We start from the raw sequence: 25,783 nt of genomic DNA, 5'->3' as shown, positions 1-25,783 counted from the left end.
GCGGATCGCGTCTAGCGGACCAGCAGTGCCAGCGTCGTCGCGAGCGCCGCAATCGCGGCGATTCCCGCCACCACACCCGCCAGATGCGCGGCAACCACCAGGCCGGCCGGCAATCGGGTCGCGACGCCGGCCATCACGCGCCGCCCGCGTCCAGCGTATCGAGCAGCGGCCTCGCCAGATGCAGGACCTGGTACACCGTGCCCGCGCCGCCGCCGTCGTCGTCCGGTTCGTGTTCCGTGACGACGGCACGCGTCAGCCGCCAGCGCAGCGGGTCGAGACTGACGGCCGCCGCAACCACACCCCGCCGTGCCGCCACGTCGCGATTGCGCGCAACCTCGCGCGCAAGCGTCGCATCGAGGTCGGCATCCGCCGGAATCTCGATGGTTTCCAGGCGCGCGAACCGTCCGGTCGACGCACTGCCCTTGCGCGCATCGAGCGCAACCTGGGTGTCGATCGGCGCGCGGCCGAAGCTGTCCGTCACGACCCGATAGCGGCCGTCGGTCACGAAACCGGCGAACGCCTGTTCGTTGCGCCACAGATAGAACGACGCATAGCCGTTTTCCGTCGCGCCGTAGCGGCCGGCCTCGCGCAGCAGGAATCCCTTGAACAGCAGGTCCGGCGTGTCGTCCCACAGCCTGCCGCGCTCGCGCACGCGCTGGCGGATGATCTCGAGGTCGTAATCCGCCGGCAGGCGGTGCACGTAGTACGCGGTCAGCATGATCGGCTCCTGGCAAAAGAAAGGCGGGAATTCGGGACAGCCTGGAAACAGCGTAGAAGACCTTGAATCATTTGAAAAGACGATGGCAGAATATTTCAATGATTCGATTTTGAAATGGGTGCGTGTGCGATGAAAACACTCGACATCGAAGCCGTGCAGGCGTTCGTGCTGACCGCCGACCTCAAGAGCTTCACGCGGGCCGCGGAAGCGATGGACACGACGCAGTCCGCGGTGAGCCTGAAGATCAAGCGGCTGGAAGACGGGCTCGGCCGCCGCCTGCTGGAGCGCACGCCACGGCAGGTCCGCCTGTCGGCCGACGGCACCGCGTTCCTGGAACCGGCGCGCGAACTGGTGGCGGCTCACCATGGTGCGGTCGGCGCGTTCGGCACCGGCCAGCGGCGGCTGGTGATCGGCGTCAGCCACCATGTCGTCGGCGCCGATCTCCCGATGCTGCTGCGGCGCATGAGCGAGGCGGAGCCGACGCTCGTGCTCGAGATCCGCGTCGCCGCGTCGCGCAACGTGCTCGATGCGTTCGATCGCGGGCAGCTCGACGCGGCCGTCGCGCTGCAACACGGCAGCCGGCGGCTCGACGGCGAAACCCTCCTGTCGGAGTCGTTCGGCTGGATGGCCGCGGCCGATTTCGAGTACCATCCGCCGCAGCCGTTGCGGCTGGCCACGCAAGCCGAGCCGTGCAGCGTGCGCCGCATGGCGGTCGGCGCGCTGGACGAAGCCGGGGTCGCGTGGACGGAAGTCTTCGTCGGCGGCGGCGTGGCGACGATCGGCGCGGCGGTATCCGCGGGGCTGGCCGTCGCGGCGCTCGGGCATCGCGTGGCGCCCGCCGGCACGGTCGACGTCGGTGCGCGATACGGGTTGCCGCCGTTGCCGACGCGCGACGTGGTGCTTCATTCGAACCTGACCGATGCACGCGCACGGCAGGCATTGCGCACGCTGGGCGCGGCGCTCAGGTCATCGGTCGGCACGCGTTGAGGTCGCCCGCGTGGGTACTGGTCGTATCGCTCACGCCTGGCCGATTCCGAACCGCCCCTCTCGGAGAGAACAAACATGCGTCCGCTGGAAGAACTGGTCGACGAACGCGAGTCCGCTCTGCCGTCACTGCTCGAGTGGGCGGCAGCAGCGGGCCATCGTTGCGAAATATTGCCGCCCTCGGATCGGAACGGCGAGATTCTCTCCGCCCTTCAGGTCACCACGCGCTCGCCCCTGGGGACCATCGCCTATTCGACGGGCGGCGTGCTCGTGGACGGCGGCTACCTCCGTCTGCTCGGCTCGGGCCATCACAAGATGCGCAGGGACATCGTCGGCTGGAATGACGGACGGTCTTCCGGTTTTCTGCTGGTCGCGGACGATGCCGTCGGCGGATTCTTCGCGCTGAACGGGGGCGCACTCGGGGAGGACACGGGTTCGGTGTACTACTTTGCACCGGACACGCCGGGATGGGAGCCCCTTGAGATCGGCTACGGCGACTTCGTGCGATGGTCCCTCGGCGACAGGCTGCACGACTTCTACGCGAGCATGCGCTGGCCCGGCTGGCAAGCCGATGTTCAGGGCCTGACGACGGACCAATGCTTCAGCTTCTATCCGTTCTTGTGGACGAAAGAAGGCTCGGTCGAGCACAGCAGCCGTCGGGCGGTCAACGTTTCCGAGGTGTACGCGCTCCAGATCGGCGCCGGTCCCGTGGCATCAGGGCAACCGTGATCGGGTATCCGGGCGCCGGGATCCAGCGCGATGCCGCCGCCGGGTCGCGTTTTGACCTCGTCGACCTGCTTCGATGCGCGCCACGGTAAAATTCCCCGTTCATGTCACCCGCCCGTGCCGGCCAGCCATGCCTGCCCGGGTCAACATCAAAGCCGTCATCGCGTTGATTTCCTTGTACTTTTCATCTTGCGGCGCATGAGTTACTCGCTCGCCACCACCTACATCAGCGAACTCGAGATCCGCAAGAGCCGCTTCATCGCGTATGCGCTTCCCGTCGACGACCGCGACGCCGCCATGCAGGTGCTGCAACGCCTGCGCGACGAGCATCCGGCGGCCACTCACGTGTGCTGGGCGCTGCTGGCGGGCGGCCAGTCGGGCATGTCGGACGACGGCGAGCCGTCGGGCACCGCGGGCCGGCCGATTCTCGAAGTGCTGCGCCATCACGATCTCGACGGCGTGCTCGGCGCGGTCGTGCGTTACTACGGCGGCGTGAAGCTCGGTGCGGGCGGGCTGGTGCGCGCGTACACGGATGCGATCGCATCGGCGCTGCTCGATGCCGAGCGCGTCGAACGCATTCGCTACGCACGCCTCGCGATCGAGATCGGCTACCCGGAAGAAGCGCGCGTGCGCCGCTGGATCGAACAGGCCGGGTATGAACTGGTCGACAGCGCGTACGGCATGACGGTGAAGCTCGTGATCAAGCTGCCGGAAACCGCCCACGCCGATGCAAAAACCGAACTGTTCGATCTGACGCAGGGGCGCTCAGGGTTTCCGGACCTTTAAGTCATTGCGACGGCAGGCCCGCGCGGGTGCGACCGCCCATCCGGAGACTTCAACGGAAAGCCGGCCACGGCCCCGAGAATGCAAGAAACGGCGCAATCAGGATGATCAACGGCACCTGGCCGATCACGACCACGCCATCGGCTGCAAGGGTCAGCGGCGTCAACGGCAGCAACGCGATCTTCTGCCCTGCACTCAGCCGCTGCCGGACCTGGATGCTGTACGGCCGGTTGAAACGCTGGACATGCGCGGCGACGTTGTCGTTGCCCGCATTGAACACCTGCCCGGCAATCTCCTCGTCCAGCGTCAGCAACTGACCCGAGCGGGCAAATCCCAGTTCCGCAGCGCGACGTCGGATGTCGTCCGGTGCGTCTTTCCTGAGCGATAACGTGAACGATCCGGATACCGCGCCGGCATCGACGGTGAAGGTCCAGAACCGGGCCGTCAGGTACTCGCGAACGGGAGATTCGAGGATGTTCGCCAGATTCGGCGGAATATCGAAGATGTAGTGACGCGTCTGCCCGATAACGACGAGCTTCGACCGATCACCGGTCATCGCGAAGGTCTCGATCTGCTCGGTGTACGGATGATCCGAGAACAGATCCTTGGTCATGTGCGGCGCGCAGGCGCCGACGGAAAGCGCGCCGACCGCAATAGCGCCTGCGACGACGAAACGTCTGCGTGCCGGGTTCATCGGGCAATCCCGTTCGCGTTGCCTTGCGCAATCGCGCAGGCAGGCGCTTCTTCATGGGGATCGCCGCTGCGATCGCTAGCGTCGACACGCTGCAACCGCGCCGCGGCCATGCGGACACGCTCCGGTTCATTCATTTTTTATGCAGGCTCTCAGGTTCTCGCGACCGCATGGATTTCCCGGTGCGATCATATTCTTCAGCGCGTCCGGACTGCCCGTTTCGACATCGACGACGCTCATCGACGCGCACATTACGGCACGCTTTCGAAGCTGTCAATCCGACCTCGCGAAAGACTGTAAAACCCGTCAAGGCGAATCGCCCGCGCCCGGCGAAGACGCAAAAAAAGCGCGCCGCATGACGCGGCGCGCTTCTTCACATCAAACCCGGCCGGGGCGAACCGGTCAGTAAGTATCCGGCACGATCATGTTGTCCGGCACCGGCCGGCGGATGTAATCCTCGTGATGTTCACGCGGCGGCAGGTCGATCGGCGGGTGCGACACCTCGTGATACGGCACCTGGCCCAGCAGGTGGTGGATGCAGTTCAGCCGCGCGCGCTTCTTGTCGACGGCCTGCACGACCCACCACGGCGCCTCGGGAATATGCGTGCGCTGCAGCATCTCTTCCTTCGCGGCCGTATAAGCCTCCCAACGGCGACGGCTTTCGAGGTCCATCGGGCTCAGCTTCCACTGCTTCAGCGGATCCTCGATCCGGCTCTGGAAGCGCAGCTCCTGCTCATGATCGGTGATCGAGAACCAGTACTTGACGATCTGGATCCCGCTGCGCACGAGCATCTTCTCGAACTCGGGCACCGACCGGAAGAACTCCTCGTACTCGTCGTCGGTACAGAAATTCATCACGCGCTCGACGCCCGCACGGTTGTACCAGCTGCGGTCGAACAGCACGATCTCGCCGCCGGCCGGCAGATGTGCGACGTAGCGCTGGAAATACCATTGCGTGCGCTCGCGGTTGCTCGGTGCGGGCAGCGCCGCGACGCGGCACACCCGCGGGTTCAGGCGCTGCGTGATGCGCTTGATCGCGCCGCCCTTGCCGGCCGCATCGCGCCCTTCGAAAATGACGACGAGCCGGTGACCCGTGCTCACGACCCAGTCCTGCAGCTTCACGAGCTCGCCTTGCAGCCGGAACAGTTCGCGGAAATATTCCTTGCGCGCCTCGCGACGCTCTTGCGAAAACAGCAGGTCGTCGCCCTCGTCGAAGCGGCGGTCGTCAAGCTCCATCTCGAGTTCTTCGTCGTAGGCGTCGACGAGATCTTCCTCGAAGCGGCGCTGGCGCGACTCCATCGACGCCATGTCGGCGCGGTCGTCGGTCTCGGTGCGGGTATCGTTGTCGCCCATGGGGCCTCCTTCCATCATTGACGCAGCCAAACTCGGCCATTATCCCAGTGTCGCGCGTCAAATTCATGAAAATGGGCGGCCACCCCCGTCAGAAGCGGAAGTTCAGCAGCACGCTGGCCAGCACCGGGTTCGCCGAAATGTCGAACGTGTTCGATGCGAGTGTCCGGTTCGGCTGGCTGATGTCGAGCGTGATCTTCGTGCGCAGCGGGATGTAGGTGACCATTCCGGTGACCCAGAGCTGGCGCGTGATCTGGTAGCTCGCGCCGACGGTGAACACCGGCTCCCACACGCTCTTCACCTTCGCCGACACGTTGGTCCGCCCCGACAGCAGCAGGTCGCCGCCCGCGTCCCAGATCCGCTGGAACAGCGCCGGGTCGAGCAGCAGCGACTGCAGGCTGCCGATGTCCCCGCCCGCCGCGAGCAGCCCGCCGAGCGATGCCAGCTTGCGCTGGAACACGGGGTTCAGGTTCGTGTTCGTGAAGCGCGTATAGCTGATGCCGATGCCCGCAAATGGGCGAAAACGATCGTCGCGCTCGCCGAGGTAGTACTTGAACACGACGGACCCGAGCCATGCGCGCGTGGTCGCGAGCGGGTTGCTTTGCGTGTTCGCGAGGTCGATCAGCGGAAAGCGCCCCTGGACGCCGGCAAAAATGCGATCGAGCGGCAGCGCGATGCTGCCGTGCCCGCGCAGCGTCAGCACCGGCGGAATGCCGCCACCGAGTTCGGCCGCCCAGTTCTCCGAGAAAAAGTGAGTGAACGTGAACGCCAGCGTGTTCGAGTTGCTGAGCGACAGGCTCGACCCCGCGTTCTGGAAGCTGTTCAGCCCGAGCGCGTCGGTATGCGTCGTCACGGGCGACGACCGGCCAGTCGTCGCGATGAAGTGCCAGCCAAGGCCGACCATGTTGCGGTCGTCGCCCATCAACTGCTCGAGCAACGGCGGTGCCTGCGCGGCCGGCAGATCGGGCAGCCGCGACGGATCGACCGGATGCAGCTCGTACGGCATCCGGTCGGCGTGGACGACGCCGCCGGCCGGTGCGCCATCCGCCGCTGCATCGCGCGGCGCGGCCGGATCGCAGCCGCCGGGCGCACCGTTGTCGTCGAAGCCGATACCGTCCACGCCATCGTCGCGCGCTGTCGCGCACGCACGCCCCGCTCCGCCGGTTCGCTGCCCGAGCGTGATCTTGCGGGCGGTCAGCGGAACGGGGTCGGCTGGCGGCACGTCGACGGACGCACCGGCGCGCCCGCCGCGCGCCGGCCCTGCATCGGTTGCCCACGCGCTCGCATCGAACCCGTCCGCATCGCCGCCCGGCCAGAAGCCGATCCCGTCGGCGCCCGCCTGCCAGCGCGGTTGCGTGTCGCCGTCCGGCTGCGGCGCGCCGTGCGCGGCGGCCGCGCACGCGAACAGCGTCGCGCCGAGCCAGCGCGACAGCGGGCGCACGGTGCCCGGCCGCGCGCGGCGGCGGGTCGTATCGCGAGTCGTCATCGGCTCAGGCCGGCACGCCGAACAGGCGCTGGCGGATCCGGTACAACGGCTCGAACAGCCATTCGAGCAGGCTGCGCCGCTCCAGCACGACGTCGGCCTTCAGCATCATCCCGGCGCGCAGCGACAGCGGCCGCCCTTCGAACGACGGCGCGCGGTCGGCGAGTTCGACCCAGGTCTTGAAGTAGGTCTGCGGCGCAGCCGCGTCGCCGGGCAGGTTCAGCTCCTTCGCCGAGAACGCGACGGGCGAGATCGACAGCACCTTGCCGCGATAGGTGCCGAATTTCTCGACCGGATAGCTTGCGTACGCAACCTTCACCTCCTGCCCCTTCTTTACGAAGCCGGCCTTCGACGACGGAATGTAGACCTCGGCGATCAGCCCGTCGGCCTTCGCGGGCAGGATCTCGACGACGCGCGTGCCCGGCGGGTCGATCACGCCACCCTGCACGACGTCGAGCCGCACGATCTGCCCGTCGGCCGGTGCGTACAGCACCTGGTTCACGTTCTCGTCGATGTTGTATTCCTTTGCGTTCAGCTCCTCCTGCTTGATCTTCAGCTCCGCGTTCGCGCCGTCGTACTTGCTCTGCATCGTGTCGAGGTCGCCGCGCAGCTTCATCGCGTTCTTCGCGAGCTCGGCGCGGCGCAGCAGCAGGTCCTGGTACGCCTGCCCGGCCTGCAGGTACTGCGTGTTGACCTGGTTGTACTGCTCGAGCGTCACGACCTGTTCGTCGAGCAGCTGCTTCACGCGCGCGCGCCGTTCGCCGTACTCGTCGACGATGCGCTTCTGGTCCTGGATCTGCCGGTCGATCAACCCGCGGCTCTCGCCCTGCGCGGCGATCTGCTGGTTGATCTGCTGCACCGTCGACCGGTACTCGAGCTGCGCCGCGTCGATCTGCTGCTTCACCTCGACGCGCTGCCGGTCGAGCGCCATGCGCATCCCCTGCACGTTGTTCGCCTGGCTGACGAAGCTCGTGTCGCGTGTCACCGCGAGCAGCTTCTGGCCGGCCTTCACGTGCTGGTCCTTGCCGACGTAGATGTCGCGCACGGCCCAGCCCGGCGGCGCACTGACGCCGATCAGCCCGGAACGCGGCGTCAGCATCCCCGACACGCTCTCGGTATTCGCGTAGCTCAGTTCGACGAGCGCGGTCACGAACATCGCGAACATCGCGAGCGACAGGTAGCAGAAGAACCGCATCGACACCGGCACGTCGACGACGCCGTGGATCACGGTGCCGAAGGTCGTGCCGCGCGCGAGCTTGCGCGACGGCTTCTGTTCTCGGAGGGCGGAGTTCCAGGTCGGCATGGGGCAGGCTCGTCAGGAGCGACGCCGCGCGGCCGCATCGAGCAGCGGCGTCGGCATCAGGTAGGGCGTGAAGTGTTCCCAGAAATGCCATTGCTCGGGCTGGCGCACGAGCGCCTGCTCGAGGCGGTCGACGATCCGCTGGTGTGTCGCGCGCACCGGCGACGCGTCGTCGTCCGCGCCGAGCATCGGCGCGAGCGGGCTGGCCGCGAGTTCGGTGAAATGCACCGCGCAGCGATCGCGGAACGGCACGCCCGTCGCATACGCGACAAGCAGCGGAATCCCCTGCTCGACCGCGAGCTTCACGCCGCCGCCGGCCATCCGCACCCAGCGCCCGCCGAGCCGGCAGCGGTTGGTCTTGCCGAACTTGCCGTGCAGGTCGGAGAACAGCAGGAACACGGGTGCCTCGCGCCGCAGGCTCGTGATCAGCCGCCGCAGGTGCACGCGCTCCTCGATGTCGATGAACTCGACCTCACCTGCGCCGTATTCGGCGACGAGCCGCAGCGCATCGTCGAAGAACGCACCGGGCGCATCGCGGTGCATGATCACCATCAGCTTGCGGTCGTCCGGAATCATGAAGCGCAGCTTCGTGACGAACAGCATCAGGTTGCCGAAGTGCAGCCCCGCGAGCATCAGCGGGCCGCCGCGTGCAAGCGCCGCCCGCAGCTGCTCGTCGCCTTCGCACGCCATCCCGTCGATCATCGACTTCATCGATGCGAGGCTGTGCGTGCGCAGCTTGAGGCCGGCGAACTCGGCCTCGAACAGCTCGCGCACAACCGCAGCCGACACTTCCCGCACGCGCCGCGGATCGTCGTTCAGGTGCGCGCTCAGCATGTAGGCGACCGCGCGCTCGATCGATTCGCGAATGCACGGAAAGCAGCGCAGGCATGCCCCCGAGCACCAGCGCATCAGCCGCAGCCCGCGCGCGGGCGACGTGCGCAACGCGACCGCACGCACCGCGCGACGCACCAGGAACGCATACGAGAACGGATTCAGCAGAAAGAGTCGCCCGAGCATCACCGCATCTCCTCGTTCATGCGCCACGCGCCGGTCGCATCGGTCAGGACGCCCTCGTGCATCTGGTAGATGCGGTCGACCATCGACAGGATCGACGCATCGTGCGTGACGAGCACGATCGTGGACGGCAGCGTCAGCACGTTGCGGCAGATCTCGTGCGTCGTCGCCTGGTCGAGATTCGACGAAAACTCGTCGAGGATCAGCAGGCGCGGCTCGCAATACAGCGCCCGCGCGATCAGCAGCCGCTGCATCTGGCCGGCCGACAGGAATTTCTGCGTATCGCCGAGCGGCGTGTCGTAGCGATGGTCGAGCCGCTCGATCTCGTCGTGGATGCACGCGAGCTTCGCCGCGTCGAACATCGCGCCGATCCGCGGTGCCGGCGCGAAGTTCGTGATGTTGTCGCGGATCGTCCCGCGAAACAGCTGGTCGGACTGCGTGACGGCCGCCAGATGCTTGCGGTATTGCCGCAGGTTCACTTCCGCGAGATCGACGCCGCCGACGAACAGCGTGCCGGGGTCCGGCCGCACGAGCCCGCAGATCAGGTTCAGCAGCGTCGTCTTGCCGCTGCCGGTGCGGCCGACGATCGCGATCTTGCTGCCGGCCGGCACGTCGAGCGCGACGTCGCGCAGGATCGGACGGTTGCCGCCTTTCGGCGTGTACGACAGCGCGCGGATCGCCAGCGTGCCGTCGAACCCGTCGACCGGCCGCACGACCGCATCCGGCGCGGGCTCCTCGGTCTCGGTCTGCAGCACGTCCGCGACGCGGTCCATGTGCACCTGCAGCACCTTGCGGCGCACGTAGAGCTGGATCGAATCGATGAACTTGTCCGCGAACAGGTTCTTGTACTGGATGAACGCATAGATCACGCCGATCGTGCTCTGGCCGTGCATCACGAGCCACGCGCCGTAGGTCACGATCACCAGTTGCTCGACGTGCACGATCCCCTTCGAAATCGCATCGAACAGCAGTTGCAGCCGTTCCTGCTGGCGCATCGCCTGCAGCTTCTGCGTGAACGCGTTGACCCACAGGCTGCTGCGCGCGGTCTCGGCCGACAGCAGTTTGATCGAATGCGCGGAACGGATGTTCTCGATCAGCAGCGCATCGGCCTCCGCGCCGCGCGTGAGGATCTGCGACATCGCGTCCTGCAGTTGCGGCTGGATCGCGAGCCGGCTCAGCGCGAACAGCACCATCCCGGCGAGACTGATGCCGGCCAGCACGGGGCTGTAGTACAGCATCAGCACGAGCGTCAGCGTGCAGGTGACGATATTGAGCAGCCCGCCGACGAGCCCGTCGACGAGAAAGCGCCCGACCTCCGACACCGACGACACGCGCGAAATCGAATCGCCGGTGTTGTGGAACAGGAAATAACCGATCGGCAGCCGCGCGAGATGGCCGACCATGTTCGCCGACAGCTGCTGCGACACGATGTTGCGCAGGTAGCTCTTGATGTTGCCGACGAGGTTCGCATACAGCGTGTCGAACAGGAACACGATCGCGAACAGGATCGTCAGCAGGTACAGGATGTCGACGTCGGTCTTCTTCAGCGCCTCGTCGATCGTCAACTGCACGTACGACGGGCCGAGCAGCAGCAGGAGCTGCGCGGCGACGCCACCCGCAACCCCGATCGCGAGGCTCTTGCGGATGCCCGTCAGCCCTTCGACGTAGTCGCGCAGCCGGATCCGGTCGGCCTGCCCCGCCCGCGTGAAACCGATGTCCGGATTCAGCTCGAGTGCATAGCCTGTGATGTGCGTGAGCGCCTGTGCGAGCGGCAGCTTCGTCTCGCCGAGCGCCGGGTCGACGATGTGCACGCTGCCGTAGCCGACCTTCGTCAGCACGACATAGTGGTTCATTCCCCAGTGCAGGATGCACGGCGTCTTGAGCGCGTCGAGTTCGCCCGCGTCGAACTGCAGCCCGCGGGCGCGCAAGCCGAGATCGTTCGAGATCTCCATCAGGTCGAAGAACGACAGCCCGGAATCGATCCGGACCGGATAGCGGTTGCGCAGCGTGCGCAACGTCGTTTCGCGCCCATGCCACGACGCGATCATCGCGAGGCAGGCGAGGCCGCACTCCGTCACTTCGTCCTGCAGGACCGGACGGACTTTACGCGTATTGAAGAGCATGGTCGGGCACCCGGGGCGCGACGACGCGCCGCCCGGGCCTGACGGTGCGGGCCCGCGGCGGATCGTGCGCGATACGCATGGGCGCAGCCGGCACGCTGCCGGCTGCGACGGAAGATCGGTGTTACCGGCCGCTCAGCGCGACGAACCGAGCGACATCCGGAACTGTTCGACGGCGCGGGTCTGGTACTGGGTCATCAGGCCCTGCAGCGTGGTCCCGATCGACTGATTGACGAGATCGACCGTATAGGCAGCCGAATTGGAGTAAAGCGACGCGCCGCCGCGAATCTGGCGGGCCTGTTCTTCCGTGATGTCTCGCATTTGTTGTGGCCTTTATATTTTCGGAATGCCTTCAGCTGTCAGCCAATCGCAAACCCAATGGCCGTTTGCTTTATTACGGAGATAATCCGGCACTCCTGCCTCCCGATAATCGCCCGATCCCGAAACAATGCATTTCGGAGTCGCTTTATTTCCACTGCGGCGATCGATTCTTTTCCTTCTGTTTCGCAGCATTTCGCGCGGGGGGCGCCTCCCCGCGCACGGCGGTTACTTGCCGGTGTTATTGAACGTCTTCGGGTTCTGCAGGTAATTGCCGAGGCTCGGCAGGAACTGGCCGAGCGCGGTTACCACCGGCGCGGCGTCAACAGCGAGGCTACCCAGCGAGCTGATCGCACCGCCGCCATGCACATTCCTGACCTGTTCCGTCGTCATGACCTTCATCATTCTCTCCTCGTAAAAATAAAGATGATGCAAAGAACCTTCATTGAAAGACAAACGGCCTTTAATCCCTAGCGACTTGTTAATCTAATAATCACTGCGATTACGAGCCGAAATCAGGCTATCATGCGGTCGCATCGGAATTCAATGGAGGACACACTCTTACAGGTGCGTTTTCCGATGTGTGACAGGCAGCAGACATTCACGCTGTTTGAATTTCAATTTCAAAACGTTTAAATCCCGCCGCAATGCATTGCGGCACGGGCAGGAGACGGAGACGGCCATGTTTGAAACGAGGCGCGCGAATCGCGGTTCGGCGGCACCGGATACGGGTAATTCCCTATCAAGATTTTCGACTAGGTGGAATCCCCGACTTGCAACCATGACAGCGTTCGCTGTAACGATGACCGGCATGTCGGCAAGCACGCATGCGTTCTGCCTCGATACGGCCTACCAGTACGCGGCCGTGCACGATCCGCGCTACCTGCAGGCGCGCAGCGAATACGATGCGGCTCGCCAGAAATTCCCCGAAGCGCGCGCGCAGATGCTGCCGCAGGCCGCCGCGCAACTCGAATGGGGGCGCTACGGCACGCACGCGAACCTGTTCGGCATCGACGTCAGCGGCTCGAGCAATGCCGCGTACGGTTCCGCGCAGGTCACGCAGGCGCTGTTCAACGTGCCCTACCTGTACGACATGCGGCGTGCGACGGAGTACGAGGAATCGGCGAAGCAGAAGCTCGAGGTCGCGAAGCAGGACCTGATCCTGCGCGTCGCGAACGCGTGTTTCGACCTGCTGAGTGCGCGCGAGAAACTGCAGTCGGCCGACGACGAGGTCAGCGCGCTCACGCGGCTCGAAAGCGATACGCGGCGCATGGCGCAGCTCGGCATGAAGACGATCGGCGATACGGCCGAGATCGAGGCGCGCCGCAGCCTCGCGCAATCCGACGAGGCACTTGCGCAGACCGACGTCGACGCGCGTCGCGCCCGCTACGAGACGCTGCTCGGCTCGACGATCGACTTCACGCGCTGGCCTCGGCTCGCGATGCGCGGGTCGTCGCCGCGCATTCCGTCGGGCGAGTACGCGCCGCAGGACAACCCCGCGTACCGGCAGGCGTATCGCGACGTCCAGGTCGCGCGGCTCGCGGCGAAACGCGTCAGCGCCGAGCATTTGCCGACCGTCGACCTGTTCGCGTCGTATTCGCGCGGGCTCAACCCGAACCTGCGCGGGCTCACCGATCGTTCGGACTTCCATCAGAGCGCATTCGGCGTACAGGTGACGATCCCGATCTTCTCCGGCGGCAGCGTGTACTACCGGCAAGTGGAAGCCGAGCACGTGACCGAGCAATACCGCAACCGGCTGCGCGAGGTCGAGGAGCAACTGGGCACCGATCATCGCGAGGCGTTGTCCGCGCTCGAATCGGTCGGCAAGCGCATCCGCGCGCTGCAGCAGTCGCTGCAGGCCGCACGGCTCGCGTACGATTCGTCGATGAAGGCGCATCAGGTCGGCTACAGCACGACGTACGAAACGCTGAACCTGCGACGCGACATCTCGGGCATCCGGCAGAAGCTGTTCGACAGCTACCTCGATGCGCTGAAGCTGCAACTGAAGCTGAAAAGCGTGCTCGGCACGCTCGACGAACAATCGCTGATCGCGGTGGACGGCTTCCTCCAAAGCAACGCGGCGACCGACCGGAGCTGAACGCAATTCGATGCGCATCGCACATGCCGAATAACGTTGTGTACGCAACGTTATCGAGGAAGGCCGATGCGCCGGCCGGTCGCTTCCTCGACACCCGCGCATCGCGATTCCGTCTCGTCGCTTCCCGCAAGCTTGCGTCCGACCCTGCACGTTCGTGCCGCGCAATGTCCGGTCCCGACCGCACATGACACCGGCCGCCGCCCCTTCACGACGTGCAGGGGTATACGCGGTGTTGCGTCGGAAAAAAACTTTGCATAGAGTGCTTCCCATCGATCCGGCGGACAAAGACGTCCCACGATCGTGCGCAGCGCGATCCCGATAGCCCGCGCTTCGCTGGCCACGCATCCGGCCACCCATCCGCATTCCCGTTATCCGACAGCGTTGTCGGATGAACGGACCGGCAAAGAAGCCCTTGCCTCGCTCGTCGAGGCAAGGGCTTTTTTTTGTCTTTCGAAAACGCACGTCTTCACCTGAACCAGGAGCACACCATGCGTCATGGCGATATTTCCAGCAGCAACGACGCCGTCGGCGTCGCCGTCGTCCAGTACAAGATGCCGCGCCTGCACACCCGCGCCGACGTGATCGCGAACGCCCGCGAAATTGCGGAGCGCGTGGTCGGCATCAAGCGCGGCCTGCCCGGCATGGACCTCATCGTGTTTCCCGAGTATTCGACGCACGGGATCATGTACGACGCGAAGGAGATGTACGACACGGCATCGACGATCCCCGGCGAGGAAACCGACATCTTCGCGGCTGCGTGCCGCAAGGCGAACGTGTGGGGCGTGTTCTCGCTGACCGGCGAGCGCCACGAGGAACACCCGGACAAGGCGCCGTACAACACGCTCGTGCTGATCAACAACCAGGGCGAGATCGTGCAGAAGTACCGCAAGATCATGCCGTGGGTGCCCGTCGAAGGCTGGTATCCGGGCGACTGCACGTATGTCGCCGACGGGCCGAAGGGGCTCAAGATCAGCCTGATCATCTGCGACGACGGCAACTATCCGGAAATCTGGCGCGACTGCGTGATGCGCGGCGCCGAGCTCGTCGTGCGCTGCCAGGGCTACATGTACCCGGCGAAGGACCAGCAGGTGCTCGTGTCGAAGGCGATGGCGTTCATGAACAACTGCTACGTCGCGGTCGCGAACGCGGCCGGGTTCGACGGCGTGTATTCGTATTTCGGCCACTCGGCGATCGTCGGCTTCGACGGCCGCACGCTCGGCGAATGCGGCGAGGAGGAAAACGGCGTGCAGTATGCGGAGCTGTCGGTGAGCCTGATCCGCGACGCGCGCCGCAACATGCAGTCGCAGAATCACCTGTACAAGCTGCTGCACCGCGGCTACACGGGCAAGATCGGCTCCGGCGAATCGCCGAACGGCGTCGCGCAATGCCCGTTCGAGTTCTACGCGAACTGGGTGAACGACCCGGACGGCACGCGCCAGGCCGTCGAGCGCCTGACGCGCGCGACACCCGGCACACCTGAATGCCCGATCGAAGGCATTCCGTCCGAAGCGCCCGCGCACCGCTGAGCCCGCGCCCCGCCCGGCCGTTCGCGCCACCTGCGCGAACGGCTCCGCCTCACTCTGGAGCCCTCATCATGCTCGGTGTCGCTCTCTTCTTCATCGGCGCGGTGCTGGTCGTCAACGGCGTCGCGCTCACCGGCCGCATCGAACCGCGCGACGCGGCCGGCCTGAACCTGCTCGTCGGGCTGCTTGCGCTGCTGATCAACCTCGCCGGCCTCGTGCAGGCATCCGCGCCGCCGCAATATTTCTCGAGCGCGGGCGGCCTGCTGTTCGCGTTCACGTACCTGTACCTCGCGGCCGTCCAGTGGCGCGGGCTGCAGGGCGCCGGCCTCGGCTGGTACTGCCTGTTCGTCGCGATCAGCGCGCTCGTCTATGCGGGCACGTCGAACGACATGCGTTTCGGTGCGATGTGGCTGCTGTGGTCGAGCCTGTGGTTCCTGTTCTTCGTCGCGCTCGGCCTGAAGCGGACCGTACGCTTCCTGCCCGGCTACACGATCGCGATCGGCGTCGGCACCTGCTGGCTGCCCGGCATGCTGATGATGACGGGGAGGTGGTAATGAGCGCACGCGATACGCCGCTTGCCGCCGATCCGCTCGCCGGACACCGCATCGCCGACGCGCCGTTCTACCAGGCGGCCGGCGCCGAAGCCGACTGGTTCGAGACGGCCTGCCGGCATCGCCTGCCGATCCTGCTGAAAGGGCCGACCGGCTGCGGCAAGACGCGGTTCGTCGAATACATGGCGTGGCGCATGGGCCTGCCGCTGATCCAGGTCGCGTGCAACGACGACACGTCGGCGGCCGACCTGACGGGCCGCCATCTGCTCGACGCCGACGGCACCTACTGGGCCGACGGGCCGCTCACGCTCGCGGCGCGGCATGGCGCGATCTGCTATCTGGACGAGATCGTCGAAGCGCGCCCCGACGCGACGGTCGTGATCCACCCGCTGACCGACTCGCGGCGCGTGCTGCCGCTCGACCGGCTCGGCGAGGTCGTGCACGCGCATCCGGATTTCCATCTGGTGATCTCGTACAACCCCGGCTATCACGGCGAACACCGGCGGTTGAAGCCGTCGACGCGGCAGCGCTTCGTCGCGATCGACTTCGGCTATCCGGATGCCGCACACGAGGCCGATGTCGTCGTGCGCGAAAGCGGCACCGACCGCGACACCGCACGCCGGCTCGTCGATCTCGCGCAGCGCACGCGTGCGTTGGCGCAGGCCGGCAACGGCCTCGACGAAGGCGCGTCGACGCGCCTGCTGGTGCACGCGGCCCGGCTGATCGTCGCGGGGCTCGCGCCGCTCGACGCGTGCCGGATCGCGATCAGCGACGCGGCAACCGACGACGCCGACACGCGCGCCGCGTTGCAGACGATGGCCGCCGCGCACTTCGCGACATGAGCGCGCTGCACCTCGCCCGCTTCCTGCACGGAATGAGCGCGCAGGAGACCGACGTGCGACTCGACGATGCGGCATTGCGCGCGACGCTCGGTCACGCCGCGTTGCGCGTGCCGGGCACGTTACCGCCCGATGCGCGCATCGCGGCGGCCGCGCACGCGCTCGCGCACTGGCGGCATTCGCCGCCCGGCGAACCGGCCGACACACTGACGCCGATCGGCATCGCGGTTGCCGGCCTGATCGAGGATGCGCGTGTCGAGACGCTGCTCGCCCGGACATGGCCGGGGCTGACGACCTTCTGGGCACCGGCGTTCACGCCGATCGACCGCGAAGGGCTCACGTTCGGTTGCCTGTGCGCGCGGCTCGCGAAGGCGCTGTTCGATCCGTCGTATCGCGACGGCAATCCGTGGGTCGACAAGGGTGTGCAGCTGTTCAACGCGAAACGCGATGCACTCGACGACTACCGCGCATTCCGCTCGATCGCGTCGCGGCTCGCGAACGATCTCGGCCAGATGCGCGTGCGCTTCGAGCTCGACGACGGCGCATGGCTGCGCTATCGCGACGACAACGCGTGGCTGTGGGCGCAACCGGCTGCCGCGTCGGAACGAGCGGGCAACGAAGGCGTCGAGACGTCGGCCGCGACAGGCGGCCACAGCGACGAACCCGACGACGAACCGCACCCGGCACCCGGCGCGACGCGCTATCCCGAATGGAATTGCCACACGCAACGCGAGCGCCGCGACTGGGCGACCGTCGTCGAACGCGCGCCCGTCACGTCGGCGCCGCCGCGCTCGCTGGCCACGCTGATCGAAGCCGACCGGCGCGCCGCGAAACGGCTGCCGTCCCCGCGCGCGTCGGAGCCGATGCGACGCGTCGGCCGCCAGCTCGACGGCGACGCGCTCGACGTCGATGCCGCGATTGCCGCACGCATCGCGCGCCGCGCCGGGCATGCTCCCGATCCGCGCGTGTTCCGCCGCCGCGTGCCGCACGATGCGCACGGGCCCGTGCTGATCCTGCTCGACCTGTCGGCGTCGACGGCCGCGCACGTCGCCGCGCTCGAAAAACGCGCCGCATTCGTGCTCGGCGACCTGTTCGACCGGCAGCGGCGGCGTTGGGCGGTGCACGGCTACACGTCGGACGGCCGGCATCGCGTGTACTACGCCCGCTTCAAGGATTTCGGCGATGCGTTCGACGCCGGCCGCCGCGCGGCGCTGCTCGCGGCCGACGCCGGGATGAGCACGCGCACCGGTGCGGCGCTGCGTCATGCGCTGGCGCTGCTGCGGCGTGAAGCGGCCTGCGCGCGCGCCGCCGTGCTGATGATCGGCGACGGCGAAGCGGCCGACATCGACGTGTTCGACCCGCGCTACCTCGTCGAGGATGCACGTTACGCGGCACGCCAGGGCCGGCAGCGCGGCGTCGCGATCGCCGGTTTGTCGTTCGGCGCGCCGCCCGGGTTGTCTACAATACTTGGCATCGGCCCGCGCTGCGTGCACGCGGCGAACGGCGACGCCCTGCCCGCCGTCGTCGCGCACGCGGCCGGCCGGCTGACCGCGTGACGGCCCTACCCGCAAGCATCAGGATGGACGAATGAACAGTGTGAAGGTTGGCGTATTGTTCTCGCAGAGCGGATGCACGTCGCACCTTGGCCAGAGCCAGTTGCGCGGCACGCTGCAGGCGATCGCCGAAATCAACGAAGCGGGCGGCGCGAACGGCTGCGAGATCGTGCCCGTCGTGCGCGACGCGTGCTCGGACCCGGCCGTCTACGCGCGCCTCGCCGAGGAGCTGATCGCCACCGAGCGCGTGAACGTGCTGTTCGGCGGATACATGTCGAGCAGCCGCAAGGCGTTGATACCGATCGTCGAGAAGTGGGACAAGCTGCTGTTCTACCCGACGCTCTACGAAGGCTTCGAGTTCTCGCCGAACGTGATCTACACGGGCGCCGCGCCGAACCAGAACAGCGTGCAGCTCGCCGCGTTCATGACCGCGCAGTTCGGTGCGCGCGTGTACCTGGTCGGGTCCGACTACATCTACCCGTACGAGTCGAACCGCATCATGATCGACCTCGTCACGCAACACCCTGAAGGCCAGATCCTCGGCGAGGTGTACATGCCGCTCGTCGCATCCGAGCAGGATTTCGCGGCGGTCGTCGAGGACATTCGCGCGAAGGCGCCCGACTTCGTGTTCAGCACGCTCGTCGGCGACAGCACGGCCGCGTTCTACCGCGCATACGCGCAGGCCGGCCTCGATGCACGCAAGATGCCGATCGCGAGCCTGACGACATCCGAGATCGAACTCGGCCAGATGGGCGCGGCCGCGGCCGGCCACTACACGTCGTCGCCGTATTTCCAGACGATCGATTCCGACGTGAACCGCCGCTGCATTGCACAGCTCAAGGCGCGCTTCGGCGACGATGCGAGCGCGTCCGCGCCGTGGGAAGCCGCGTATTTCCAGGTCCACCTGTTCGCCAACGCACTCGCGCGGGCCGGCACCGACCAGCGCGACCGGCTCGTCGAACATCTGGCCGATGCGGAGTTCGATGCGCCGCAGGGGCGCGTGAAGATCGACCGGCTCACGCAGCACACGTGCCTGTACCCGCGCATCGGCTGCGCGACGGCCGACGGCAACTTCACGATCGTGCGCGAAGCGACGCGCCGCGTGCATCCCGATCCGTACCTCGTCACGCATTCGCTCGGCGACCGCGTGCACACGCCCGACGAACTGAAGGCGTAACCGACGATGCGCGCCCGCACCCCGATCCGCTCGACGCCGCGCCTGCTCGCCGAACTGCGCTCGCTCCGCGTGATGGTGTACTACCCGGACGACGACAACGGCCTGCTGCTCGTCGAGCAGCTGTCGCGCATCGGCTGCCCGACCGAGCAGCGCTGGCCGCCGCCCGCGGCGCTGCCGGAGAGCGTCGATCTCGTGATTCTCGCGGTCCGGCCGGACCTGCTGCACCTGTCGATCCCGTGGCTCGAGGACGACGCGCGGCCGCCGCTCATCGCCGTCACGACCTACGAAAGCCCGACGATCCTCGAACTGATGCTGCGCATCGATGCGCAGAGCGCGGTCACGACGCCCGTGCGCTCGTTCGGCCTGTTGAGCGCGATGGCGCTCGCGTGCCACCAGAGCCGCCGGCACGACGAATACCGGCGCCGCATCGCGCAGCTCGAACAGCGCGCGATGTCCGTGCGCACGCTGCAGGAAGCGAAGGCGCTGCTGATGCAGCACAACGCGATCAGCGAGGAAGAGGCGTACCAGCAGATCCGCTCGCAGGCGATGGAGCGGCGCATCTCGATCAACCAGCTCGCCGAGCAGATCGTGCAGGCGCATGCGCTGCTGAAGCGGTGATCCCTGCCCGTGCGCCGCGCGTCAGTCCGGCGGCGGCAGCACGACCGTGTCCTCCGGCCCGAGCACGCGCCCGTCCTGCGCACGCAGCTCCAGCTTCCTGACCGGCAGCCCGGCCTTCCGGTCGACGAGCAGCACGTGCGCCTCGTCCGGTTCGAAGAAGAAATCCTCGCCCCACTGCCGCAGCGCGACCAGCAGCGGAAACAGCCCGCGCCCCTTCTCGGTCAGCACGTATTCGTGATGCGCGCCGCCGTCGACGGCCGGCACGATGTCCATGATCCCGTGCGCGACCAGGTTGCGCAGGCGGGCGGCCAGGATGTTCTTCGCGAGGCCGAGGTTCTTCTGGAATTCGCCGAAGCGGCGCAGCCCGTCGAACGCGTCGCGCACGATCAGCAGCGACCACCAGTCGCCGATCGCGTCGAGCGGGCGGGCAACGCCGCAAAGGGAATCTTCGTGCGTGGTTCGTCTGTTCATCGATGCGTGCGGCGATGCCGTTCCCGGAGCGCGGGCTGGATGGCAGTCGTTTCCGTTGACATAAATGGTTGCAATATAAAACCCGTTCAGCAAAAGATCAATTCCGGGAACTCGACTGTTCGCGATCGATGAACGGCACGACGGCTTCATCCCGGATTGATGCGTACAGCGATCATATTCAGGCGATATTCCCCCGCGTTTTCGCCCTCCGTCGCGCCCTCCCGCGCCATCGCCCTCGCCATTCGGCAAGTGGACCGACGATCGAATAGGTTGCAACTTGAAACCACATATCCTACGCTTCGACTTGGTTTCAACTTGAAACCAATCTGTCCGACTACCGAAGGAGCGCTCGATGATCCGGTCCGATGCTACGTTCGACGGCACCTTTCCTTTCGCCCCGCATTTCGACGACGCATCCGGCTTCCGGATGCATTACGTGGACGAAGGCCCGCGCGACGGCGAAACCGTCCTGTGCCTGCATGGCGAACCCACGTGGGGTTATCTGTTCCGTCATCTGGTGACGGCACTGCGTCCCCGCTATCGCGTCGTCGTGCCCGATCACATGGGATTCGGCAAAAGCGCGACGCCGCAGGACCGCAGCTACTGGCTGCAGGACCACATCGACAATCTCGAGCATTTCGTGCTCGCCCGCGGCCTCGACCGCATCACGCTCGTGATGCACGACTTCGGCGGCCCGGTCGGCATGGGGCTCGCCGCACGGCATCCGGACCGGATTCGCCGTATCGTCTCGGCGAACGGGCCAACGCCGTTCGGCCAGCCCGACCTGGTCGAGCGACTGACGGCGAACGGCCGCGATGCGCCGTGGTTCCAGTGGATCATGCGTGCAGCGGCCGACGACACGCTCGAAACCGTGCTCGGGCAGCTCGGCTTCAACATCCTGAGCACGCTGAAGCTGAACGGTTTCGAGAATCACGCGATCGTCAACGACACGTGGATCGCCGCGTACGGTACGCCGTTCGCGCAACCGGCCGACTGTCTCGGCGCGATTGGATGGGCACGCGGGTTCGCGGCCGGCGCGCACCGGTTCGAGGCACCCGATGCGGCGGCACGGCGCGCGATACGCGACAAACCCGCGCTCGCGATCTGGGGAAACGCCGATCGAACGCTCGGCGCAGAACACTTCCTGCCGCTCTTTACCGCACTGTTTCCGGCCGCGCCCGTCGAGCGGCTGGCGGGCGTCGGACACTACTGTTTCGAGGATGCGCCCGACACCATTGCCGCGCGGATCGCCGGTTTCATCCGGACGACCGGCTAAAAAAAGGTTCATCGAGGATTACCGGGGAACGCGGCGCGGATCTTGAGGAAGAAATATTCCTCGTCGCGGTACCCGTAGGCCCTGCGTTTGATGACCTTGATGGTGTTGTTGATGCCTTCGACGACGCTGGTATTGAGCGGATGGCGGCAGCGGGCGAGGATTCCGTGCCAGTAACTCTGCAGACGCTGCGCAAACAGTTGCAGCGCGGCAATCCCGCTTTGCCGTGCTTGCTCGATCCATTGCTCCCAGGCTTTTTGCGCCCAAGCTGGCTTCTGGTAGAACCAGAGCCGCTTGAGTTCGTCCCGTAGCACGTAGACGCACAGCAACGGCTGATTGGCGGCCAGCAGTTCCTTCAGATGCACGGCCTGTTCCTGCTTCAGGTTGCGACGGTTGCGCAGCAGCAGCCAGCGACTGGACTTCAGAACCTTCCGGGCCGGCCGGTCGTGGCGCAACTGATTGGCCTGATCAACGCGCACCCGATCGATGACCTCGCGCCCGTACTTGGCGACGACGTGGAACAGGTCGTAGACCACCTCGGCTTGTGGACACTGCGCCTTGATCTCCAACTCGTAGGCCGTGGTCATGTCGATCGCGACCGCTTCGATGCGCTCGGCGACGCCCGCGGGAAGTTGTTCGAAGAAGGCCCTGGCCGTCTCGCGAGAGCGCCCCTGTCCGATCCAGAGCACTTGCCGGCCGATCGGATCGACCACCACCGTGGCGTAGCGATGGCCTTTATGTAGCGCGAACTCGTCCATCGCCAGATAGCGGATCGTTGACCAGTCCGGCTCGGCCACGCGTGCGCGCAAGCGCATCTTGTCGATCGATTTGACCGTATGCCAGCCCAGGTCGTAGAAGGCCGCTACCGCTTGCACGCTGGCCGCTTGCAGCAGCTTCTCGCAGGCCTTGGCGAATCGCTCCGTCACCCGCTGGTAGCGTCCCAGCCAGTCCAGCTTCTCCAGCCTCGGCCCGCCGCAGCGTTCGCACCAGACCCGGCGACGAGGCACATGCAACACCACCCGGTACTCGAACAGCGGCAGATCGCGCACCCGACGAACCGTCGTCTCGTGGATTTGCTGGCAACGCGCTCCGCATTGCTCGCAGTACATGACCTTGCTGACCGGCTTCAAGTACAGCGACAGCGTGCGGCTATCGCCCTGCGGCCACTCCACCCGCTCCAGCCGATAGCCTGTCCAGCAACCCAGTGCCTGAAGTGCCTTGCGATCGAGCAATTCTGCCTCCTGACCTCCATAAAGTCAGGCGTCAGGTTACGCAATCGCTCTTCAAGGCTCCACGGTTTCCTGCGATGAACCTAAAAAAATCGGCAGCCGGATCGACACACCCGGCTGCCGAACGGCGTGCGCACCGCTTTCGCCAGCGCGCACGCATTGCTTCACGTCAGCGGATGATCCGCGTCACGCCACGCCCGCGCGGATCGGCCATCGCTTCCGGCGTCTTGCCGTCGATCTTGATGACCTGGATGTCGCCGCTGAAATCCTGCCCCTTCAGCGTATAGCCGCGCGCCTCGATCTGCTTCGCGAGTTCGCCTTCGATCGGGTGGTACGGCTCCCAGAAGATCGTGTTCGGCGGCAGCAGCTGGTGATGGAAGCGCATCGCGCCGACCGCTTCCTTCAACGGCATCTTGAAGTCGTAGATGTTGTTGATCACCTGGAAGATCGACGTGAAGATGCGCGAGCCGCCTGGCGTGCCGATCACGAGCGACACCTTGCCGTCCTTCGTCATGATCGTCGGCGACATCGACGACAGCGGGCGCTTCTTCGGTTCGATCGCGTTCGCGTCGCTGCCGACCACGCCGAACATGTTCGCGACGCCCGGCTTCGCGGAGAAGTCGTCCATCTCGTCGTTCAGCACGATGCCGGTGCCGTCGGCGATCACGCCCGAGCCGAAGTAGCCGTTGATCGTGTACGTGTTCGACACCGCGTTGCCCCACTTGTCGACCACCGAGAAGTGCGTCGTTTCGGCCTTCTCCGGCATCGTCGTGCCGAGGCCCGGCTGCACGCTCTTCGTGTCCGACGGCTCCTTCGGGTTGACCTCGGCCGCACGCTTCGCGATGTACGCGTTGTCGGTCAGCTGCGCGATCGGCACCTTGTAGAAGTCGGGATCGCCGAGATACTGCGCGCGATCCGCAAACACGCGCTTCTCGATTTCCGCGACGAGGTGGATGTACTGCGGCGAGTTGAGCTTCACGCCCTCGAAATCCTGCTTGAGGTCGGCCTTCATCTTCAGCAACTGCACAAGGCCGATGCCGCCCGAGCTCGGTGGCGGCGCGGTGATCACGTCATAGCCGTTCCACTTCGCCTGCACCGGCTGGCGCCATACCGCGCGGTACTGCGCAAGATCCTCGGTGGTGATCAGCCCGTTGCCGTCGCCGGTCTTCATCGACGCGGCGATCAGCTCGGCCGTCTTGCCCTTGTAGAAGCCTTCCGCGCCGTCGTTCGCGATCCGCGTCAGCACGTCGGCGAGGTCCGGCTGCTTGAAGTTCACGCCGGCCTTCAGCCCGGCGAAATACTTGTCGAAGTTGGTCTTGCCGCCGAACTCCTTCGATGCATCGACGCCGCGCTGCGCGAGCTGCTCGTCGACGACGAAACCGTCGCGCGCATAGTGGATCGCCGGCGCGAGCACCTGCTTCCACTTCAGCTTGCCGAAGCGCTTCTGCGCTTCCCACATGCCGGCCACCGTGCCCGGCACGCCGACCGCGCGCGGACCGTACAGGCTCATGCCCTTGACGACGTTGCCGTCCTTGTCGAGGTACATGTCCTTCGTCGCGGCAAGCGGCGCGCGCTCGCGGTAGTCGATGAAGTACGGCTTGCCGTCCTTGTAGATCGTCATGAAGCCGCCGCCGCCGATGTTGCCGGCTTCCGGATACGTGACGGCGAGCGTGAATGCGATCGCGACGGCCGCGTCGATCGCGTTGCCGCCCTCCTTGAAGATCCGCTCCGCGGCATCCGCGCTGTACTTGTCGGCCACCGCCACTGCCGAGCTCGTCAGGACCGCCGGCTGCGGCCCTTTCGCATACGCGGGCGCGTTCGGCAGGAACCCGATGCCGGCCACCGCCGCAAGTACGGCAGCGGATGATTTGAAGCGATTCAGCGTAGTCATTGCATGTCCCCCATGTGGATCTCCTTCAGGCAGGAAAAGCGCCTGATCCGCGGATGGCCGCCGGCACGCCAACGGCCATATGCCGGCTTCGTAGTATAGGGGGACAAAAAGGGTCGAACACGTGGCATGCCACGAAAGCATGCCGATCGGGTGCGCCCGGTCACGTTGCAGCGCCGCGACGTGCAAACGCATCGGCCGAAACGGCATGCGATGCACGTCATCACGCAGCGCACAAAACCGAAAGTTGCGAACCTCGCGGCGTGCCATGCAGCACGCGCAAAAAAATCTGCAAACGCCCCTCCCGCAGCGCGGGTCGATCTGAGAAGATAGCGCCCCTTTCGCACGGCATCACCGTTTCGTTCACGTGCCGCTTCACGTTTCTTCGTCTCGCTCCCTATGGCATCACACAATGCGCATCATGCGTCCGGCTTCGCGGCCGGCGTCGCCGCCGCCGTCCTCGTCGCTCAAACCGGGGCAACCGGCCCGTGGCACACCGGCATGCTCGCCGCGTTCGCGGCGGGCGTCGCGGGCGGCACCGCGCCCGACTGGCTCGAAGTCGCCTGGTGGAGCCGCAAGCGCCGCCTGTGGATCACGCATCGCACCGTCACGCACTGGGGCATCGGCTGGATCGCGCTGCTTGCGCTCGGGTGGCACGGGCTCATCCATCATCCGCATCCGCTGTGGGCCGCACCGCTGTTCGGCTTCGCATGCGGCGGCTTGATGCACCTGCTCGCCGACTGGCCGAACCCGCTCGGCGTGCCGTGGATCTGGCGGCGCCACTCGCTCAACCTGTGGAACAGCGGGAATTGCGACCTGATCGTCGTGGCCGCTGCATGGGGCGGCACGCTGTGGCTCGCGCAGTCGCTGTGGTCGCGCGCCCCGCTGCTCGAACACTGGCTCGGCTGGCTGAATCGCGTTTAGTTGCGATTCGAAGCAATTCGGCGCGATATCGGCGCACCGAATGGCACGCAACTTTCCGTCCGTTGAAAGTGTGGCGCGCGCCCCCAACTGAATTGGCTTCGTCGACATGCATGCCCGGCACGCACGCGCGACGTCTGGCACACTGACGATTC

The 25,783-nt window shown here is 66.2% G+C and carries 26 protein-coding genes; 13 read left to right on the top strand and 13 right to left on the bottom strand.

All coding sequences use genetic code 11. The features are described 5' to 3' along the window. Window positions 1–11 precede the first annotated feature (11 nt). Together OHZ10_RS25450 and OHZ10_RS25445 are read right to left on the bottom strand one after the other, a co-directional pair. Window positions 12–137 carry a hypothetical protein gene (locus OHZ10_RS25450; protein ID WP_340625051.1) on the bottom strand — a complete coding sequence of 42 codons (126 nt, stop codon included), beginning with the start codon at window positions 135–137 and terminating at the stop codon, window positions 12–14. Then, window positions 134–718 (bottom strand): DUF4865 family protein, encoded by a 585-nt coding sequence (locus OHZ10_RS25445; protein WP_174991837.1) that lies wholly within the window; start codon window positions 716–718, stop codon window positions 134–136. The genes OHZ10_RS25450 and OHZ10_RS25445 overlap by 4 nt, the downstream gene beginning before the upstream one ends. On the opposite strand from OHZ10_RS25445, the gene OHZ10_RS25440 reads away from it, so the two are divergent. From OHZ10_RS25440 to OHZ10_RS25425, 4 genes are all read left to right on the top strand, one after another. Beyond that, a complete protein-coding gene (locus tag OHZ10_RS25440) occupies window positions 717–851 on the top strand; it encodes a hypothetical protein (protein ID WP_256086478.1) in 135 nt (44 codons plus the stop codon). The genes OHZ10_RS25445 and OHZ10_RS25440 overlap by 2 nt on opposite strands. Then, window positions 848–1,705, top strand: a complete 858-nt coding sequence (locus OHZ10_RS25435; RefSeq protein ID WP_342704668.1) for a LysR family transcriptional regulator — start codon at window positions 848–850, stop codon at window positions 1,703–1,705. Before OHZ10_RS25440 ends, OHZ10_RS25435 begins: the two co-directional genes overlap by 4 nt. Before the next feature lie 75 nt (window positions 1,706–1,780). Continuing rightward, window positions 1,781–2,431, top strand: coding sequence for a DUF2625 family protein (locus tag OHZ10_RS25430; protein WP_059236979.1), 651 nt, complete (start codon window positions 1,781–1,783; stop codon window positions 2,429–2,431). Window positions 2,432–2,626: 195 nt separating this feature from the next. After that, the gene (locus OHZ10_RS25425; RefSeq protein ID WP_059236980.1) at window positions 2,627–3,214 is read left to right on the top strand and encodes an IMPACT family protein; all 588 of its coding nucleotides are present in this window, start codon (window positions 2,627–2,629) and stop codon (window positions 3,212–3,214) included. A 49-nt stretch (window positions 3,215–3,263) separates the two neighbouring features. Here OHZ10_RS25425 and OHZ10_RS25420 read toward each other — a convergent pair whose 3' ends face one another. From OHZ10_RS25420 to OHZ10_RS25385, 8 genes are all read right to left on the bottom strand, one after another. Then, on the bottom strand, window positions 3,264–3,905 hold the full coding sequence (locus tag OHZ10_RS25420) for a hypothetical protein (protein ID WP_059236981.1): 642 nt from the start codon (window positions 3,903–3,905) through the stop codon (window positions 3,264–3,266). A 399-nt stretch (window positions 3,906–4,304) separates the two neighbouring features. Beyond that, on the bottom strand, window positions 4,305–5,255 hold the full coding sequence (ppk2, locus tag OHZ10_RS25415) for a polyphosphate kinase 2 (protein WP_059236982.1): 951 nt from the start codon (window positions 5,253–5,255) through the stop codon (window positions 4,305–4,307). Between the two features lie 88 nt (window positions 5,256–5,343). Then, window positions 5,344–6,738, bottom strand: a complete 1,395-nt coding sequence (locus OHZ10_RS25410; protein ID WP_342704665.1) for an OmpW/AlkL family protein — start codon at window positions 6,736–6,738, stop codon at window positions 5,344–5,346. A gap of 4 nt (window positions 6,739–6,742) precedes the next feature. After that, window positions 6,743–8,038 carry an HlyD family secretion protein gene (locus OHZ10_RS25405; RefSeq protein ID WP_059236984.1) on the bottom strand — a complete coding sequence of 432 codons (1,296 nt, stop codon included), beginning with the start codon at window positions 8,036–8,038 and terminating at the stop codon, window positions 6,743–6,745. Between the two features lie 12 nt (window positions 8,039–8,050). Next, window positions 8,051–9,055, bottom strand: a complete 1,005-nt coding sequence (locus OHZ10_RS25400; protein ID WP_342704663.1) for a hypothetical protein — start codon at window positions 9,053–9,055, stop codon at window positions 8,051–8,053. Beyond that, window positions 9,052–11,172 carry a peptidase domain-containing ABC transporter gene (locus tag OHZ10_RS25395; protein WP_342704661.1) on the bottom strand — a complete coding sequence of 707 codons (2,121 nt, stop codon included), beginning with the start codon at window positions 11,170–11,172 and terminating at the stop codon, window positions 9,052–9,054. The genes OHZ10_RS25400 and OHZ10_RS25395 overlap by 4 nt, the downstream gene beginning before the upstream one ends. A 132-nt stretch (window positions 11,173–11,304) precedes the next feature. Next, complete coding sequence (locus OHZ10_RS25390) at window positions 11,305–11,490, bottom strand: hypothetical protein (protein ID WP_027791386.1); 186 nt, start codon at window positions 11,488–11,490, stop codon at window positions 11,305–11,307. 225 nt (window positions 11,491–11,715) lie between these two features. Then, window positions 11,716–11,892, bottom strand: coding sequence for a hypothetical protein (locus OHZ10_RS25385; RefSeq protein ID WP_006479216.1), 177 nt, complete (start codon window positions 11,890–11,892; stop codon window positions 11,716–11,718). 277 nt (window positions 11,893–12,169) lie between these two features. Here OHZ10_RS25385 and OHZ10_RS25380 point away from each other — a divergent pair, with 277 nt between their 5' ends. From OHZ10_RS25380 to OHZ10_RS25350, 7 genes are all read left to right on the top strand, one after another. Then, entirely contained in the window at window positions 12,170–13,585 is a 1,416-nt protein-coding gene (locus tag OHZ10_RS25380; RefSeq protein ID WP_425394782.1) for a TolC family protein, read from the top strand. A 488-nt stretch (window positions 13,586–14,073) separates the two neighbouring features. Beyond that, the gene (locus tag OHZ10_RS25375; RefSeq protein ID WP_059236988.1) at window positions 14,074–15,111 is read left to right on the top strand and encodes an aliphatic amidase; all 1,038 of its coding nucleotides are present in this window, start codon (window positions 14,074–14,076) and stop codon (window positions 15,109–15,111) included. A 68-nt stretch (window positions 15,112–15,179) separates the two neighbouring features. Continuing rightward, on the top strand, window positions 15,180–15,662 hold the full coding sequence (locus tag OHZ10_RS25370) for an AmiS/UreI family transporter (protein WP_059236989.1): 483 nt from the start codon (window positions 15,180–15,182) through the stop codon (window positions 15,660–15,662). After that, complete coding sequence (locus tag OHZ10_RS25365; RefSeq protein ID WP_342704644.1) at window positions 15,662–16,501, top strand: CbbQ/NirQ/NorQ/GpvN family protein; 840 nt, start codon at window positions 15,662–15,664, stop codon at window positions 16,499–16,501. Before OHZ10_RS25370 ends, OHZ10_RS25365 begins: the two co-directional genes overlap by 1 nt. Further along, entirely contained in the window at window positions 16,498–18,054 is a 1,557-nt protein-coding gene (locus OHZ10_RS25360; protein WP_342704643.1) for a nitric oxide reductase activation protein, read from the top strand. The genes OHZ10_RS25365 and OHZ10_RS25360 overlap by 4 nt, the downstream gene beginning before the upstream one ends. Before the next feature lie 31 nt (window positions 18,055–18,085). Then, window positions 18,086–19,228 (top strand): transporter substrate-binding domain-containing protein, encoded by a 1,143-nt coding sequence (locus OHZ10_RS25355; RefSeq protein ID WP_059236992.1) that lies wholly within the window; start codon window positions 18,086–18,088, stop codon window positions 19,226–19,228. Window positions 19,229–19,234: 6 nt separating this feature from the next. Further along, a complete protein-coding gene (locus tag OHZ10_RS25350) occupies window positions 19,235–19,846 on the top strand; it encodes an ANTAR domain-containing response regulator (RefSeq protein WP_174991845.1) in 612 nt (203 codons plus the stop codon). Window positions 19,847–19,867: 21 nt separating this feature from the next. On the opposite strand, the gene OHZ10_RS25345 is transcribed toward OHZ10_RS25350, so the two are convergent. Further along, window positions 19,868–20,317, bottom strand: coding sequence for a winged helix-turn-helix transcriptional regulator (locus tag OHZ10_RS25345; RefSeq protein ID WP_059236994.1), 450 nt, complete (start codon window positions 20,315–20,317; stop codon window positions 19,868–19,870). 352 nt (window positions 20,318–20,669) lie between these two features. On the opposite strand from OHZ10_RS25345, the gene OHZ10_RS25340 reads away from it, so the two are divergent. Beyond that, the gene (locus tag OHZ10_RS25340; protein ID WP_174991846.1) at window positions 20,670–21,593 is read left to right on the top strand and encodes an alpha/beta fold hydrolase; all 924 of its coding nucleotides are present in this window, start codon (window positions 20,670–20,672) and stop codon (window positions 21,591–21,593) included. Window positions 21,594–21,601: 8 nt separating this feature from the next. On the opposite strand, the gene OHZ10_RS25335 is transcribed toward OHZ10_RS25340, so the two are convergent. Together OHZ10_RS25335 and ggt are read right to left on the bottom strand one after the other, a co-directional pair. Further along, window positions 21,602–22,822, bottom strand: a complete 1,221-nt coding sequence (locus OHZ10_RS25335; RefSeq protein ID WP_059233026.1) for an ISL3 family transposase — start codon at window positions 22,820–22,822, stop codon at window positions 21,602–21,604. 166 nt (window positions 22,823–22,988) lie between these two features. Next, window positions 22,989–24,710 (bottom strand): gamma-glutamyltransferase, encoded by a 1,722-nt coding sequence (gene ggt / locus OHZ10_RS25330; protein WP_174991847.1) that lies wholly within the window; start codon window positions 24,708–24,710, stop codon window positions 22,989–22,991. Window positions 24,711–25,106: 396 nt separating this feature from the next. On the opposite strand from ggt, the gene OHZ10_RS25325 reads away from it, so the two are divergent. Further along, the gene (locus OHZ10_RS25325; RefSeq protein ID WP_059236997.1) at window positions 25,107–25,631 is read left to right on the top strand and encodes a metal-dependent hydrolase; all 525 of its coding nucleotides are present in this window, start codon (window positions 25,107–25,109) and stop codon (window positions 25,629–25,631) included. Window positions 25,632–25,783 lie beyond the last annotated feature (152 nt).

Source organism: Burkholderia arboris, from assembly GCF_038723655.1.
Taxonomy (GTDB): Bacteria; Pseudomonadota; Gammaproteobacteria; order Burkholderiales; family Burkholderiaceae; genus Burkholderia; species Burkholderia arboris.
Note: the sequence above shows the minus strand (reverse complement) of the source record. Positions and strands in the feature narration are given on the sequence as shown.

Bases quoted from the DNA above. Each gene is read 5' to 3' on its own strand.
- OHZ10_RS25410 (WP_342704665.1), bottom strand. From the start codon at position 6,738: ATGACGACTCGCGATACGACCCGCCGCCGCGCGCGGCCGGGCACCGTG.
- OHZ10_RS25380 (WP_425394782.1), top strand. From the start codon at position 12,170: ATGTTTGAAACGAGGCGCGCGAATCGCGGTTCGGCGGCACCGGATACG.
- OHZ10_RS25385 (WP_006479216.1), bottom strand. From the start codon at position 11,892: ATGATGAAGGTCATGACGACGGAACAGGTCAGGAATGTGCATGGCGGC.
- OHZ10_RS25325 (WP_059236997.1), top strand. From the start codon at position 25,107: ATGGCATCACACAATGCGCATCATGCGTCCGGCTTCGCGGCCGGCGTC.
- OHZ10_RS25360 (WP_342704643.1), top strand. From the start codon at position 16,498: ATGAGCGCGCTGCACCTCGCCCGCTTCCTGCACGGAATGAGCGCGCAG.
- OHZ10_RS25420 (WP_059236981.1), bottom strand. From the start codon at position 3,905: ATGAACCCGGCACGCAGACGTTTCGTCGTCGCAGGCGCTATTGCGGTC.
- OHZ10_RS25345 (WP_059236994.1), bottom strand. From the start codon at position 20,317: ATGAACAGACGAACCACGCACGAAGATTCCCTTTGCGGCGTTGCCCGC.
- OHZ10_RS25425 (WP_059236980.1), top strand. From the start codon at position 2,627: ATGAGTTACTCGCTCGCCACCACCTACATCAGCGAACTCGAGATCCGC.
- OHZ10_RS25355 (WP_059236992.1), top strand. From the start codon at position 18,086: ATGAACAGTGTGAAGGTTGGCGTATTGTTCTCGCAGAGCGGATGCACG.
- OHZ10_RS25365 (WP_342704644.1), top strand. From the start codon at position 15,662: ATGAGCGCACGCGATACGCCGCTTGCCGCCGATCCGCTCGCCGGACAC.
- OHZ10_RS25430 (WP_059236979.1), top strand. From the start codon at position 1,781: ATGCGTCCGCTGGAAGAACTGGTCGACGAACGCGAGTCCGCTCTGCCG.
- OHZ10_RS25340 (WP_174991846.1), top strand. From the start codon at position 20,670: ATGATCCGGTCCGATGCTACGTTCGACGGCACCTTTCCTTTCGCCCCG.
- OHZ10_RS25390 (WP_027791386.1), bottom strand. From the start codon at position 11,490: ATGCGAGACATCACGGAAGAACAGGCCCGCCAGATTCGCGGCGGCGCG.
- OHZ10_RS25405 (WP_059236984.1), bottom strand. From the start codon at position 8,038: ATGCCGACCTGGAACTCCGCCCTCCGAGAACAGAAGCCGTCGCGCAAG.
- OHZ10_RS25435 (WP_342704668.1), top strand. From the start codon at position 848: ATGAAAACACTCGACATCGAAGCCGTGCAGGCGTTCGTGCTGACCGCC.
- OHZ10_RS25395 (WP_342704661.1), bottom strand. From the start codon at position 11,172: ATGCTCTTCAATACGCGTAAAGTCCGTCCGGTCCTGCAGGACGAAGTG.
- OHZ10_RS25375 (WP_059236988.1), top strand. From the start codon at position 14,074: ATGCGTCATGGCGATATTTCCAGCAGCAACGACGCCGTCGGCGTCGCC.
- OHZ10_RS25440 (WP_256086478.1), top strand. From the start codon at position 717: ATGATCGGCTCCTGGCAAAAGAAAGGCGGGAATTCGGGACAGCCTGGA.
- ggt (WP_174991847.1), bottom strand. From the start codon at position 24,710: ATGACTACGCTGAATCGCTTCAAATCATCCGCTGCCGTACTTGCGGCG.
- OHZ10_RS25370 (WP_059236989.1), top strand. From the start codon at position 15,180: ATGCTCGGTGTCGCTCTCTTCTTCATCGGCGCGGTGCTGGTCGTCAAC.
- OHZ10_RS25445 (WP_174991837.1), bottom strand. From the start codon at position 718: ATGCTGACCGCGTACTACGTGCACCGCCTGCCGGCGGATTACGACCTC.
- OHZ10_RS25350 (WP_174991845.1), top strand. From the start codon at position 19,235: ATGCGCGCCCGCACCCCGATCCGCTCGACGCCGCGCCTGCTCGCCGAA.
- ppk2 (WP_059236982.1), bottom strand. From the start codon at position 5,255: ATGGGCGACAACGATACCCGCACCGAGACCGACGACCGCGCCGACATG.